Below are 12,864 nucleotides of genomic sequence, written 5' to 3'. Positions count from 1 at the left end.
CGCCGCGGACCCTGTAGCGGCTCTTGACAAGGTTCTACCTTGCTATTTATCGGCAATTAAGCCTCGGTAATCAGTTTTTTCTGGTTAAAGCCAGTTGCAGTGACCAAAGTTCTTTTTTTTCTTTGGCGTTCAGCCCATGGGTTCTTTCACGGGCAATCAATGTTTCCTGACGCTGTCTCAACAGTTGATCGTAGAGCTCCGCCAGGCTTATTCTGAACTTATCGTCCAGTTCGTCTTCTTCGATCATATGGTTCCAGGAAGCCATAGTTTCAAGCTGCTTCCGGTATTTACTGTCTCGATATTTTTCAAGCAGCAAACCCATATTCATTCCCGGGCTGGCGTTACAGGTTTTTACCAGATCCTGAAACAGGCTCAGACCGGCCACTTTGCTCTCTTCTATTCCTTCCAGCGTCAGTTCCGGTACTTCCGCTGAAAGCCTTGGGTTCTGAACTAATAGCCCTATAAGTATACGCATAGTTGTGACTTTTAGCTGGGGCGGCTGGTATGCTTGAGCATGTTCGGCCACTTTTGGCAACAGCCGGTCAAGCTGGCTGTCATCCAGAATCCCAAGTTTGTTACCCAACTGCTGACGTAAATATAAGCGCAATGTTTCACCTGGAACCTGACCAATCAAGGGCAGAGCCAGGGTGCTGAGCTTAGCGCGCCCATCGGGCGAACTCATGTCCACCTGCTGTTGCAGCGTTTCAAACAGAAACTGCGACAGCGGCAGAGCCTGCTCCATCCGCTGCTCAAAGCTATCTTTGCCTTCTTTACGAACCAGCGTGTCGGGGTCTTCCCCTTCAGGTAAAAATATAAAGCGTAACTGGCGACCGTCGTTTAAATAGGGTAGCGCAGTTTCCAGCGCGCGCCATGCCGCCTCTCGTCCGGCGCGGTCGCCGTCATAACAGCAGACGACCTGGTCTGTGGCGCGGAACAGCAACTGAATATGATCGGCCGTCGTGGAGGTTCCCAGCGACGCAACCGCATAATCAATACCAAACTGCGCCAGGGCAACCACATCCATATACCCTTCAACCACCAGCAGCCGCTTTAGTTCCGGATGGTTCTGCTGTGCTTCATACAGGCCATAGAGCTGACGGCCTTTATGAAAAATTTCAGTTTCCGGCGAGTTCAGATATTTCGGCACGCCATCGCCCAATACCCGACCGCCAAAGGCAATAACCCGTCCCCGTTTATCCCGGATGGGGAACATGACCCGCTCCCGAAAGCGGTCATATGTACGGCCTTGCTCATTAGTCACCAACATGCCGGCATCGTTCAATGTGCTGCGGTCATCATTGTTACGCCCGAAACGTTTTAAAACGTTGTCCCAGCCGGACGGTGCGAAACCAATAGCAAAATGACTAATTACTTCGGCGCTCAGTCCGCGTTGTTGCAGATAATGTAACGCCGGCGCGCCGGCAGGCTGGCTAAGCGCCTGTTGATAGAACTCGCTCAGTTGTCCCATCAGTTCATACAGGCTTTGTCGTTGATGGCGTTCAAGCTGGGTTGGTCCGGTACCGCTTTCATACGGCACTTCAAGACCATAGATGGCAGCCAATTCTTCAATGCTTTCAACGAAATCGAGACGATCGTAATTCATTAAAAAGTCAATGGCGTTGCCATGAGCGCCACAACCAAAACAGTGATAGAACTGTTTGTCACCGTTTACGGTAAATGAGGGGGTTTTTTCGTGATGGAACGGACAGCACGCATGATAATTCTTGCCCTGCTTTTTCAGTTTGACGCGCGCATCTATGAGATCGACGATGTCGGTGCGAGCCAGCAGATCATTGATAAATACGCGTGGAATTCGTCCAGCCATAAGCCCCTGTTTCTTAACTTATGAACGACAGCTTATAAACGACAGCAAGCCGCGCATTCCTTTCGGAAAGCACGGCCTTCGTATGCAACTACTAAGTCTGCGGATTAATCACGCGGTGGAGGAAAACCTCCTAAAATTAATACAGACGAGTGCGGCGTGCGTTTTCTCGAGCCAATTTCTTAGCGTGACGTTTTACTGCAGACGCTTTAGCGCGCTTACGTTCGGTAGTCGGTTTTTCATAAAACTCACGACGACGAACTTCAGCCAGAACACCCGCTTTTTCGCAGGAACGCTTGAAGCGACGCAGAGCTACGTCGAACGGCTCGTTTTCACGTACTTTAATTACCGGCATGTGCCTCTCACCTCAATAAATTCGGTTTGCCGCTGGCCTTGTGCCAGCCTTTTCAAAATGGTGCGGAATTCTACTGCAAACAGGGGCCCCTTGTAAAGGGCTGGACGATCATAAAACACCCAACCTCCGCCAGCGCGGAAACCGGGGGGCTTATGGTAGACTATCCGCCGCATGAAGCAAGCTGCATTCAACCCCGGCTTGTACCGTAATTAAAGTAGGAACAGCAATGCGCGTATTGGGTATCGAAACATCCTGCGATGAAACCGGAATTGCCATTTATGACACTCAGGCCGGTTTGGTCGCCAATCAGTTGTACAGTCAGATAAAACTCCATGCCGATTACGGCGGTGTCGTTCCTGAACTGGCTTCCCGCGATCACGTTCGTAAAACCGTACCGTTGATCCAGGCTGCGCTGCGCGAAGCGAATTTAAAGGCCGGCGACATTGACGGCGTCGCCTATACATCCGGTCCGGGTCTGGTGGGCGCGTTATTGGTCGGGGCCACCGTCGGCCGGGCATTGGCGTTTGCCTGGAATGTTCCCGCCGTCGCGGTGCATCACATGGAGGGGCATCTATTAGCGCCCATGCTGGAAGACAATCCCCCCGAATTTCCTTTTGTCGCATTGCTGGTTTCCGGCGGGCATACGCAGCTAATCAGCGTAACCGGCATCGGCGAGTATCGGTTGCTTGGGGAGTCCATTGATGATGCGGCGGGCGAAGCGTTTGATAAAACGGCAAAATTACTGGGATTGGATTACCCCGGCGGACCGATGCTGTCAAAAATGGCTCAGACCGGGAACGCCGCGCGCTTTACTTTCCCGCGCCCCATGACCGATCGTCCCGGGCTGGATTTCAGTTTCTCCGGCCTGAAAACGTTTGCCGCCAATACGATCCGCAGCAATGGCGACGATGAACAGACGCGGGCGGATATTGCGCGCGCTTTCGAAGACGCCGTCGTGGATACGCTGGCGATTAAATGTCGCCGCGCGCTGGATGAAACCGGCTTCAAAAGGCTGGTGATGGCGGGGGGAGTAAGCGCTAACCGTACGCTGCGTCAACGTCTGGGCGAGATGATGGCAAACCGGGGGGGCTCGGTATTTTATGCCCGCCCCGAGTTTTGTACGGACAACGGCGCGATGATCGCCTATGCGGGGGCGATCCGCCTGCAACAGCAGGGGGAAACGCAGGATCTGGGCGTAACGGTGCGCCCGCGCTGGCCGTTGGCTGAATTACCTGCCATCTGAGCCGTTAATCAACCCGCATCGGGATAATGCGGGTTTTGTTTCCGTTAGAGCTCTTGTTCAAACAGCACCAGAATGACTTCATAGAGTTGTTTGACGCTGAATCCTCTGGCGGGAGTGGTGAAGATGGTGTCATCGCCGGCAATGGTGCCCAGTATGCCTTCCGACTTGCCCAGCGAGTCGAGCAGACGGGCAATTAGCTGGGCCGCGCCTGGACTGGTGTGGATAACCACGACGGCGTCATTGAAATCGACATCGCGCACCAGGTTTTTTAGCGGGCTGGTGGTGGTGGGCACTCCCAGCTCCGCCGGCAGGCAGTAGACCATTTCCATTTTTGCGTTGCGCGTACGTACGGCGCCAAACTTGGTCAACATGCGCGAGACTTTGGACTGATTGATGTTTTCAAATCCGTCGTCTTGCAAGGCTTGAACAATCTCGCTTTGAGAGCTGAATTTCTCTTCTTTCAGCAGCGCTTTGAACGCTTTAACTAAGTCTTCTTGTTTTGTTGAATTACGCATTCTGCACCGGATTTATCAGAGTTGTTTACTCCGTGATTATGCAGATTAATGAATTTTTATGCAACTGCGGTGCGTATATTATCGCCAGCCGCGACTTGTGGCCATTTGAAAAAACGATTAAAAAAGTTTGTGGGTCACCCGAGTCTGAAAAATGCGTCACACGTCACATAAAAGTGAATCAAATGTTATCAGAATGATGTTATTCATATATTGATGATTACTGTGTCGTAGCCCTCCTATTCATGGGCAATAAATGAGTGCTACGTTATTAACTCGAAGCCCACTAACTTTACTTACCTTTCTAATTAATAGCCGTTTATGATTTATTATTATGGACATAGGGTACGCCCGGTCTTTAAGTAGTATCCACTAACGGTAAGTGAATACGTTTTACTTTTTCTTCTTGTGTTAATTCTTCTATTAAATGAATTCGCGGCATTTTTGTACTTTACGATTATAAGGAGTTTAGGATGAAAGTTGCAGTTCTTGGTGCGGCAGGCGGCATTGGTCAGGCCCTTGCTCTCCTCCTCAAAACCCAGCTTCCTTCAGGTTCAGAATTATCTCTTTATGACATCGCGCCGGTGACGCCGGGGGTGGCTGTCGATCTGAGCCATATTCCTACCGCAGTAAAAACCAAAGGTTACTGTGGTCCTGATGCAACTCCAGCGCTGGTAGGGGCGGATATTGTGTTGATATCCGCCGGAGTAGCCCGTAAGCCGGGAATGGATCGTTCAGATCTGTTCAATGTTAATGCGGGTATCGTCCGTAATCTGGTCGAGCAAATCGCCAATACCAGCCCGCAGGCCTGTATCGGTATTATCACCAATCCAGTCAATACGACTGTCGCCATTGCGGCCGAGGTACTTAAAAAGGCCGGCGTATACGATAAAAATAAGCTATTCGGCGTGACCACGCTGGATATTATCCGTTCCAATACCTTCGTCGCCGAACTCAAAGGCAAACTGCCGGAAGATATCAACGTACCGGTTATCGGCGGGCACTCCGGCGTGACGATCCTCCCGCTGCTGTCGCAGGTGCCGGGGATCGGCTTCAGCGACCAGGAAGTCGCCGATTTGACCAAACGTATCCAGAATGCGGGTACGGAAGTCGTGGAAGCAAAAGCTGGCGGCGGGTCGGCAACTCTGTCAATGGGACAGGCTGCGGCGCGGTTCTGCCTGTCATTAACGCGCGCGTTGCTGGGTGACGACGGCGTTGTTGAATGTTCTTATGTCGAAAGCGATGGCCAATATGCCCGTTTCTTTGCGCAGCCGGTGCTGTTGGGTAAAAATGGCATCGTTGAACGTAAAGACATCGGCGTTTTAAGTGCGTTTGAACAAGAAGCGCTTAAAAATATGCTGGATACGCTTAATCAGGATATCGAATTAGGCGAGTCTTTCGTTAAGGGCCAATAAACGCTCCTGTTTTTACCATCACGAATTCAGAGCCGGAGATTTTATCTCCGGCTCTTCTTTTCATTGGGGCGGATAAGCTTTTTTCTGTCAATAAGCTCGTTGGTTTCCGGATCGTAGTAGCGGCTTGGCCAGATCTCTGATGGATGAACGCCCAGTGCATCGGCTATCAACCACTCCCCTTTAGGCCACGGACGTGAAAGCGCATTAGCCAGCGTTGATGAGCTTAACCCGGCAGCGCGGGATACCGCAGCCAGCGTTGTGCCTTTTTTGCGCAAAGCGGCAATGATATCAGCGGGATGCCAGTCATGTTTCCTTAAAGTCATAATCCTTCCCTTATTGCTATAAGACGACTGTTCATTAGTGGTATAAATAACGGATGTTAGTTATATGCCAAGCTAACATGACATGATTATTAGGAAATAATATAGCATCAATTTCCTATAAATTTCTCAAAAAAATTCCAATTAACCTCGTTTTTGTTAGGAATGGCACTATCAGGATGAAAAGCTATGAAAAAAGAGTGGTTTGCTACCAATGAACTGGTTGGCGTCGGCGGACTTCCTAAATCAAGGCAGGGATTAAATAAGCGCGCTCGTGAAGATGGTTGGGAGAAGCGCCGTCGTCGGGGGATTCAGGGGAGAGGCGTCGAGTATTCGATTCATAGTCTTCCCGACACGGTAAAAAAATTGTTATTACTTGAAAGCGACTCTCCGTCATATTCAGGGAAACAGCCCGCCACGCTGACTATCTGGATGCAGATTTATGATCAACTCTCTGAAACGGAAAGAGATAAACTGATCGCTCATATTCTGAGAGTTGGCGTGTCGACCACGCTAAGCCAGCTGGGAATTACGTCTGCGGATGAGAAGATCGATCCCGGCGTGACCGCCGAATAAGCACCATTTTGCCATCTGCTTATTTTGTCAGTAAAGATGGCAATACCCCCTTGTTTCTTCATTCCATTCCCATTCTTCCACAATACTCCCTCTCCCTTCATCCTTGAAATGTCCAGATGCCCTGGCATAAGGACAGTGATTTTTATGTGTTTTAATGGTATTTATAACGCGTAGACGTTAAAGGTTTGGGTAATAATAGTCTACTATATGGAAATTATTGGACGGAAATCGAAATCGCGTTTGCAACGTAGACAAGGGAGTGAAGGGTATGGATAAAGAATGGTTTGCCACTAATGAGCTGACGGGGGTCGGCGGGTTGCCTAAATCTCCGCAAGGATTGAACAAACGGGCCCGCGAAGACGGCTGGGAAAAACGGAAACGCAAAGGCGTTCAAGGACGCGGCGTCGAATATTCTATCCACAGTCTGCCGGATGAGGTGAAGAGTCAGCTATTGATGAAAGAGGAAGCGTCGCCTGAATACGGGGTGAAAAAAGAGCCAGCATTACTGGCTTCCTGGATACATATATTTCATCAACTTTCGGAAAGCGAGCAATCCCGGCTGATAAACTTCATCATGCGCGAGGGGATCGTGGCTATGCTGTCTCGGCTGGATAATAGCGAAGATGATCGGACGGCGTGAAAGATGATCATCGCAGTGAAGCAGCCCCGTTAGAAATCGCGTTGCACCGCCAAATGGGCGAGGCCCTCAAGCGCCGTGCGGAAGGGCGTTTCCTGTAAGGGCCGTAGCGCGGCAATCGCTTTGTCAGCTTCTTCTTCCGCACGTTTACGGGTGTAGTCGAGCGAACCGCACTGCTGCATGGCGGCAAGCACCGGGTCAAGCAAATGACGTCCGTTGCCTTCCTCTATTGCCTTGCGAATCATTGCGCTCTGCTCAGCATTACCGTTATGCATCGCATGTAATAAAGGTAAGGTCGGTTTACCCTCATTAAGATCATCGCCGGTATTTTTGCCCAGCGTTTTGCCGTCCGCGTTGTAATCCAGCAAGTCATCGATAAGCTGAAAAGCGGTTCCCAGATAACGCCCGTAATCCTGCAAGGCTTTCTCCTGCTCAGGCGTCGCGCCGGCCAGGATCGCCGATGATTGGGCGGCGGCCTCAAATAATCGTGCGGTTTTACTGTAAATCACCCGCATATAGCTCTCTTCGGTGATGTTGGGGTCGTTACAGTTCATCAACTGTAATACTTCCCCTTCGGCTATGACATTGACGGCTTCCGACATTAATGCCAGCACGCGCAGCGACTCCAGGCTGGTCATCATCTGGAATGCGCGGGTATAGATGAAATCGCCGACCAATACGCTGGCCGCATTACCGAAGGCCGCATTGGCGGTGGCCTTGCCGCGGCGCATATCGGACTCATCGACGACATCATCGTGTAACAATGTGGCGGTATGAATAAATTCGATCAGTGCGGCGACGGTAACGTGTTTATGCCCCTCATAGGACAGCGCCCTGGCTGCAAGCACCGCGATCATCGGTCTGATACGCTTTCCGCCTCCGCTGATGATATAGTGGCCGAGTTGATTGATGAGAACGACATCAGAGTTCAGTTGCTCAATAATTACCTTATTAACGGCCGCCATGTCCTGGGCAGTTAACGCTGTGATTTGTTCTAGATTCATGGTTTGTGCCAGCTGATTTCTTCAACATCGCCGTAAGATTTCTGTCTCATATCGGCATATGATGGGATTTGTTGAGTTGATTGTACTGGAAAAATGGGAGAGATAAACGGCAGTTAATATGTTGTACTCTTTTTCTGCACATCCTGTGATTCTGCACTTGTCATCCTCGGTATTTTTGCGTAGAATTCGCGCCCTATTGTGAATATTTATAGTGCACTCTGGATAATCATACGTTGAGTGCGCGGAAAGCGGAGTTTTTTATGTACGCAGTTTTCCAAAGTGGTGGTAAACAACACCGAGTAAGCGAAGGGCAAACCGTTCGCTTGGAAAAGCTGGACATCGCAACTGGTGAAGCTATTGAGTTTGATCAGGTTCTGATGATTGCCAATGGTGAAGAAATCAAAATCGGCGTTCCTTTCGTCGATGGCGGTAAAATTAAAGCTGAAGTTGTTGCTCACGGTCGTGGCGAGAAAGTTAAGATTGTTAAGTTTCGTCGTCGTAAACACTATCGTAAGCAAGCGGGCCACCGTCAGTGGTTCACTGACGTGAAAATCACCGGCATCAGCGCTTAAGATTTAGGAGAGCGGATAAATGGCACACAAGAAAGCTGGCGGTTCGACTCGTAACGGTCGTGACTCAGAAAGCAAACGCCTGGGCGTAAAACGTTTCGGCGGCGAAGCAGTATTGGCGGGCAGCATCATCGTTCGTCAGCGCGGAACCAAATTCCACGCTGGCAGCAACGTAGGCTGCGGTAAGGACCATACGCTGTTCGCTTTGTCTAACGGTAAAGTTCAGTTCGAAGTAAAAGGCCCTAAAAACCGTAAATATATCAGCATCGTCGCTGAATAATTTTTCGCGTTAGGTCTACAGATTTAAGCCCCGCAATTCGTTGCGGGGCTTTTTACATTCTGATCCCGTTCAATCACCTGAGACGAACATGAACACTAAGCAACAGACTGGTATCGGTCTTTGTCTGGCGTTGACCACGGCAATATGCTGGGGCGCCTTACCGATCGCCATGAAACAGGTTCTGGCCGTGATGGAACCTTATACGGTTGTTTGGTATCGGTTTCTCATCGCGTCGATCGGCCTGGGGCTTATGTTGTTCTCTCGGAAGCAATTGCCCCCGCTGCGGATTTTTCGTCGCCGCCGCTGGTTGATTGTATTGGTGGCGGCAACCTGTGGATTACTGGGGAATTTCGTTTTTTTCAGCTCATCTTTGCAATATCTCAGTCCCACGGCTTCTCAGGTCATTGGTCAACTTTCGCCTGTCGGCATGATGTTCGCCAGCGTACTCATCCTGAAAGAAAAGATGCGCGTTACGCAGGTTATTGGCGCGGCGACGCTGGTGTGCGGACTGGTTTTATTCTTTAACGCCAGCCTGATTGAAATTTTCACCCGCCTTACCGATTACACTTTGGGCGTACTGCTGGGCGTTTGCGCCGCCGCGGTATGGGTAATGTACGGCGTTGCGCAGAAGGTATTGCTGCGTCGTCTGACGTCGCAGCAGATTTTGCTCTTGCTTTATGTGCTTTGCGTCTTGCTCATTACGCCATTTGCCCACCCGGAGGTTATTCTGCGGCTCAATAGCCTGCAGTTCGCCTGTCTGCTGTTTTGCGGCGCGAATACGCTGATAGGCTATGGCGCGCTGGCGGAGGCGATGGCGCGTTGGCAGTCAGCCCAGGTGAGCGCTGTGATTACGCTCACGCCGCTATTCTCGCTGTTTTTCTCCGATCTATTGGCTTTGTTCTGGCCCGCGTATTTTGGGATTACCGCGCTTAACTTGCTAGGGTATGTCGGCGCTTTGGTCGTTGTGGCGGGAGCGATGTTCTCTGCGGTCGGACACCGTTTTTTCCCAGGGGGAAAAGAACCCGTTTCCATAGTGTTGCCTAAATAGGGCGGAGTGGCCGAACGAGCGATGAAAACGGGGCGATAGCGGCCCGTAACGGTAATGTGGTAGTGCCGTTTTGATATTCCTTCTATACTGTTTACTTTTAATACAGATGAAAATGTTGAGGGAAGCGGGTACAATCCGCCCCTTTGCCGGAAATAGGTTCTGGTGCGTCGGTTTTTAATGGTTGATGGCATTTATGCCGGTATTCCTTGAAATCAAAAAGTTACGCCAAAAAGAACCAATAAATAGCCTAAAACAAGTAGATGTTCTCTATTGGTTTTTTGCGGAGAGAATGAATGAAGTTTGTAGATGAAGCCACAATTCTGGTTGTGGCGGGTGATGGCGGTAATGGCTGCGTTAGCTTCCGCCGCGAAAAATATATTCCAAATGGCGGCCCTGACGGCGGCGACGGCGGCGACGGCGGCGATGTCTATTTGTTGGCCGATGAAAACCTGAATACGCTGATTGACTACCGTTTTGAAAAATCATTCCGGGCCGAGCGCGGACAAAACGGTCAGAGCCGCGACTGTACGGGCAAACGCGGTAAAGACATTACGATCAAGGTTCCTGTCGGCACCCGGGTGCTGGATAAGGGAACCGGCGAAGTGTTGGGTGATATGACTCGTCATCAACAGCTCCTGATGGTCGCCAAAGGCGGCTGGCATGGATTGGGGAACTCCCGGTTCAAGTCTTCCGTCAACCGCGCGCCGCGTCAGAAAACGGACGGTACGCCGGGGGAAGAACGTGAATTGATGCTGGAGCTGCTGCTGCTGGCGGACGTCGGTATGCTGGGGCTGCCTAATGCCGGTAAATCGACCTTCATCCGCGCGGTTTCAGCGGCCAAGCCGAAAGTGGCCGATTATCCCTTTACCACGTTGGTTCCGAGCCTCGGCGTTGTTCGCATGGACAGCGAGCAAAGCTTTGTCGTCGCCGATATCCCAGGGCTGATTGAAGGCGCCTCTGACGGCGCAGGGCTAGGTATTCGCTTCCTGAAGCATCTGGAGCGCTGTCGGGTATTGCTGCACCTGGTCGATCTGGCGCCGATTGACGAGTCCGATCCGGTGGAAAACGCCAAAGTGATCGTGAATGAATTACAGCAATACAGCGCGGGGCTGTCTGAAAAACCGCGTTGGCTGGTATTCAATAAGGTCGATCTGCTTGATAAGGCCGAAGCGGAAAAACGGGCTAAAGATATTGCCGCGGCATTAGGTTGGGAAGAGAAGTATTATCTGATTTCAGCGGCTAATCGCGAAGGGGTTAACGCGTTGTGCTGGGATGTGATGAACTTCCTGAAAGTACAGCCTAAAGCGATGGCGATTGAAGAAAGCGCGCCGGAAAAAGTCGAGTTCATGTGGGACGATTATCATCGCGAGCAGTTGGCGAAAGCAGAAAGCGAAGCCGAAGATGACTGGGATGATGATTGGGACGACGAAGACGAAGAAGGCGTCGAAACCATTTATCAACACTGATGATGCGCCGCGGAAGGCTTCGATGGAAAACAATAGGTTTTCCATCTGGTCAGGCCGCCGGTTCCTTTCTGTCATATCGGGAATTTATTTGATTTTCGGCGATAAATTCCCGATTTCTTTCCTCTCTCAGAGCCTCATGATACTGCGCAAAAATAGGCGCGGTATTATTTTAGTTGTTCTGATAGATGTCTTTGTACAAGCGGCTTTCAAAACGCACCAAGGGAACGCGGCGCGCGCGTTGATCTTCCGGAGGCACCGCATAGCCGGAAAGGTATTGGACAAAGGCCATTCGCTGTCCGCTGGCCGTAGTGATGAATCCCGCCAGATTATAAACGCCTTGCAACGAGCCGGTTTTCGCAGAAACTTTACCGTCCACGCCCGCTTCATGTAAGCCGCCGCGATACTGCAGCGTGCCGTCATAGCCGGCAAGCGGCAGCATTTCTATATAATTCAGCTCGTTATCGTGCTGGGCGATATACTGTAACGCCTGCATCATGGTGGCCGGTGAGATCAGGTTATGACGGGACAACCCGGAGCCGTCAACCACGATGCTATTGCCTAAATCCACCCCGGCTTTTTGACGTAAAATCTGACGAACCGCATCAGCGCCGGCGCGCCATGTGCCGGGTACGTTGAATCGTTCATGACCGATGGTGCGAAAAACGGTATCGGCGATCATGTTGTCGGATTTTTTCAGCATAATGGTCAGTAGGTCGTGCAACGGCGCGGACTGGGTTTGCGCCAGTATGCTGCCGGCGGGGCTCGGCCGCGTTTGACGGCGTAAACTGCCTTTTATTCTGATCTCCGCCTGTAGTAGCTCGTCTTTGACAATCGCGCCGGCATAGCTGGCGCCGTCCTGGATCGCGAAGGCCAGCGGGAGCGGCTCTTCTCGCTGCGTCAGACAGCCTGTGAGCGTAAATCGGTTCAGTTCTCCGGGAACCACATCCAATTCGCAGTATTGCGCGTCAGGGGAGCCTTTAGCCAGCGTACGAACCTCGCTGAACATTTGCACCGGATAATAAGACGCGACGCGAATGAATGCGTTATCGCCCGCTTTAGGGGCGCTATAGAGCGAGACGGAGAAACAGTTGCGATCGACGATCGCCGCCGAAGGCGGCGCGCTGAAGCACTGCGTCATATCGTTCCAGGGCCAGCCGGGAGCCTTATCGTGACTGGCGAAAACGGAGGTATCGATCATAACGTCGCCCTCGATTTCCCGCACTCCGCTTTTTTTCAGTTCCTGTACCATGTTGCGTATTTGCTGACGCTTCAACGTCGGGTCTCCGCTGAAGCGAACGATCAGATTACCGCGCAATTGCCCATTAGAGATCGGATCATGACTTTCCATCGTGGTGACAAAACGATAATCTGGACCTAGCTGCAAGAGCGCGGCCAGCGCGGTCAACACCTTTTGGGTACTGGCGGGGAGCGCCATCTGTTGACTGTTAAAGGCCAGCGTAGGGGTCGTCGCGCCAATTTTCTGTACGACCAGAGCCAGATTGGCGCCGTCAGGCAGATACTGGATATGATCTTCAACAGTCGCTGCATTCGCATGCAGGACAAAAGCGCAGGCAAGTCCGGGAATGATCGATGAAAAACGCATAATCTCAGCTAACA

The 12,864-nt window shown here is 51.3% G+C and carries 14 protein-coding genes; 8 read left to right on the top strand and 6 right to left on the bottom strand.

Annotation, left to right across the window (positions count from 1 at the left end):
• Positions 1-70: 70 nt before the first annotated feature.
• Together dnaG and rpsU are read right to left on the bottom strand one after the other, a co-directional pair.
• Positions 71-1,825, bottom strand: a complete 1,755-nt coding sequence (dnaG, locus tag HC231_RS20400; protein ID WP_208228502.1) for a DNA primase — start codon at positions 1,823-1,825, stop codon at positions 71-73.
• Positions 1,826-1,961: 136 nt separating this feature from the next.
• Positions 1,962-2,177, bottom strand: coding sequence for a 30S ribosomal protein S21 (gene rpsU, locus HC231_RS20395; protein ID WP_001144069.1), 216 nt, complete (start codon positions 2,175-2,177; stop codon positions 1,962-1,964).
• A 226-nt stretch (positions 2,178-2,403) separates the two neighbouring features.
• Between rpsU and tsaD the strand changes: the two genes are divergently transcribed.
• Entirely contained in the window at positions 2,404-3,420 is a 1,017-nt protein-coding gene (tsaD, locus tag HC231_RS20390) for a tRNA (adenosine(37)-N6)-threonylcarbamoyltransferase complex transferase subunit TsaD (protein ID WP_208228501.1), read from the top strand.
• A 44-nt stretch (positions 3,421-3,464) separates the two neighbouring features.
• On the opposite strand, the gene argR is transcribed toward tsaD, so the two are convergent.
• Positions 3,465-3,935 (bottom strand): transcriptional regulator ArgR, encoded by a 471-nt coding sequence (gene argR / locus HC231_RS20385; protein ID WP_208228500.1) that lies wholly within the window; start codon positions 3,933-3,935, stop codon positions 3,465-3,467.
• A 470-nt stretch (positions 3,936-4,405) separates the two neighbouring features.
• On the opposite strand from argR, the gene mdh reads away from it, so the two are divergent.
• The gene (gene mdh / locus HC231_RS20380; protein ID WP_208228499.1) at positions 4,406-5,347 is read left to right on the top strand and encodes a malate dehydrogenase; all 942 of its coding nucleotides are present in this window, start codon (positions 4,406-4,408) and stop codon (positions 5,345-5,347) included.
• Between the two features lie 41 nt (positions 5,348-5,388).
• On the opposite strand, the gene HC231_RS20375 is transcribed toward mdh, so the two are convergent.
• Positions 5,389-5,670, bottom strand: a complete 282-nt coding sequence (locus HC231_RS20375) for a helix-turn-helix domain-containing protein (RefSeq protein WP_208228498.1) — start codon at positions 5,668-5,670, stop codon at positions 5,389-5,391.
• 186 nt (positions 5,671-5,856) lie between these two features.
• Between HC231_RS20375 and HC231_RS20370 the strand changes: the two genes are divergently transcribed.
• Both HC231_RS20370 and HC231_RS20365 read left to right on the top strand, forming a co-directional pair.
• Positions 5,857-6,243: a DNA-binding protein gene (locus tag HC231_RS20370; protein ID WP_208228497.1), complete on the top strand. Its 387-nt coding sequence runs from the start codon at positions 5,857-5,859 to the stop codon at positions 6,241-6,243.
• A 268-nt stretch (positions 6,244-6,511) separates the two neighbouring features.
• Positions 6,512-6,883 carry a DNA-binding protein gene (locus HC231_RS20365; RefSeq protein ID WP_208228496.1) on the top strand — a complete coding sequence of 124 codons (372 nt, stop codon included), beginning with the start codon at positions 6,512-6,514 and terminating at the stop codon, positions 6,881-6,883.
• Positions 6,884-6,912: 29 nt separating this feature from the next.
• Here the strand turns inward: HC231_RS20365 and ispB are convergent, their stop codons facing one another.
• Positions 6,913-7,884 (bottom strand): octaprenyl diphosphate synthase, encoded by a 972-nt coding sequence (gene ispB / locus HC231_RS20360; protein WP_208228495.1) that lies wholly within the window; start codon positions 7,882-7,884, stop codon positions 6,913-6,915.
• A 260-nt stretch (positions 7,885-8,144) separates the two neighbouring features.
• Here ispB and rplU point away from each other — a divergent pair, with 260 nt between their 5' ends.
• The 4 genes from rplU (at position 8,145) to cgtA (ending at position 11,247) form a co-directional block, all read left to right on the top strand.
• Positions 8,145-8,456, top strand: a complete 312-nt coding sequence (gene rplU / locus HC231_RS20355; RefSeq protein ID WP_048636291.1) for a 50S ribosomal protein L21 — start codon at positions 8,145-8,147, stop codon at positions 8,454-8,456.
• A 19-nt stretch (positions 8,457-8,475) separates the two neighbouring features.
• Positions 8,476-8,733 (top strand): 50S ribosomal protein L27, encoded by a 258-nt coding sequence (gene rpmA, locus HC231_RS20350; protein ID WP_208228494.1) that lies wholly within the window; start codon positions 8,476-8,478, stop codon positions 8,731-8,733.
• Between the two features lie 88 nt (positions 8,734-8,821).
• The gene (locus HC231_RS20345) at positions 8,822-9,781 is read left to right on the top strand and encodes a DMT family transporter (protein ID WP_208228493.1); all 960 of its coding nucleotides are present in this window, start codon (positions 8,822-8,824) and stop codon (positions 9,779-9,781) included.
• A gap of 293 nt (positions 9,782-10,074) precedes the next feature.
• Positions 10,075-11,247: an Obg family GTPase CgtA gene (gene cgtA / locus HC231_RS20340; protein WP_208228492.1), complete on the top strand. Its 1,173-nt coding sequence runs from the start codon at positions 10,075-10,077 to the stop codon at positions 11,245-11,247.
• 169 nt (positions 11,248-11,416) lie between these two features.
• On the opposite strand, the gene dacB is transcribed toward cgtA, so the two are convergent.
• Positions 11,417-12,850, bottom strand: a complete 1,434-nt coding sequence (gene dacB, locus HC231_RS20335; RefSeq protein WP_208228491.1) for a serine-type D-Ala-D-Ala carboxypeptidase — start codon at positions 12,848-12,850, stop codon at positions 11,417-11,419.
• Positions 12,851-12,864: the final 14 nt, after the last annotated feature.

The sequence above is a fragment of the Brenneria izadpanahii genome, from assembly GCF_017569925.1.
Classification (GTDB): domain Bacteria; phylum Pseudomonadota; class Gammaproteobacteria; order Enterobacterales; family Enterobacteriaceae; genus Brenneria; species Brenneria izadpanahii.
This window is presented reverse-complemented; position numbering and strand designations above follow the sequence as displayed.

Coding starts and splice junctions, on each gene's coding strand:
- dnaG (WP_208228502.1), bottom strand. CDS start 1,825: ATGGCTGGACGAATTCCACGCGTATTTATCAATGATCTGCTGGCTCGC.
- rpsU (WP_001144069.1), bottom strand. CDS start 2,177: ATGCCGGTAATTAAAGTACGTGAAAACGAGCCGTTCGACGTAGCTCTG.
- tsaD (WP_208228501.1), top strand. CDS start 2,404: ATGCGCGTATTGGGTATCGAAACATCCTGCGATGAAACCGGAATTGCC.
- argR (WP_208228500.1), bottom strand. CDS start 3,935: ATGCGTAATTCAACAAAACAAGAAGACTTAGTTAAAGCGTTCAAAGCG.
- mdh (WP_208228499.1), top strand. CDS start 4,406: ATGAAAGTTGCAGTTCTTGGTGCGGCAGGCGGCATTGGTCAGGCCCTT.
- HC231_RS20375 (WP_208228498.1), bottom strand. CDS start 5,670: ATGACTTTAAGGAAACATGACTGGCATCCCGCTGATATCATTGCCGCT.
- HC231_RS20370 (WP_208228497.1), top strand. CDS start 5,857: ATGAAAAAAGAGTGGTTTGCTACCAATGAACTGGTTGGCGTCGGCGGA.
- HC231_RS20365 (WP_208228496.1), top strand. CDS start 6,512: ATGGATAAAGAATGGTTTGCCACTAATGAGCTGACGGGGGTCGGCGGG.
- ispB (WP_208228495.1), bottom strand. CDS start 7,884: ATGAATCTAGAACAAATCACAGCGTTAACTGCCCAGGACATGGCGGCC.
- rplU (WP_048636291.1), top strand. CDS start 8,145: ATGTACGCAGTTTTCCAAAGTGGTGGTAAACAACACCGAGTAAGCGAA.
- rpmA (WP_208228494.1), top strand. CDS start 8,476: ATGGCACACAAGAAAGCTGGCGGTTCGACTCGTAACGGTCGTGACTCA.
- HC231_RS20345 (WP_208228493.1), top strand. CDS start 8,822: ATGAACACTAAGCAACAGACTGGTATCGGTCTTTGTCTGGCGTTGACC.
- cgtA (WP_208228492.1), top strand. CDS start 10,075: ATGAAGTTTGTAGATGAAGCCACAATTCTGGTTGTGGCGGGTGATGGC.
- dacB (WP_208228491.1), bottom strand. CDS start 12,850: ATGCGTTTTTCATCGATCATTCCCGGACTTGCCTGCGCTTTTGTCCTG.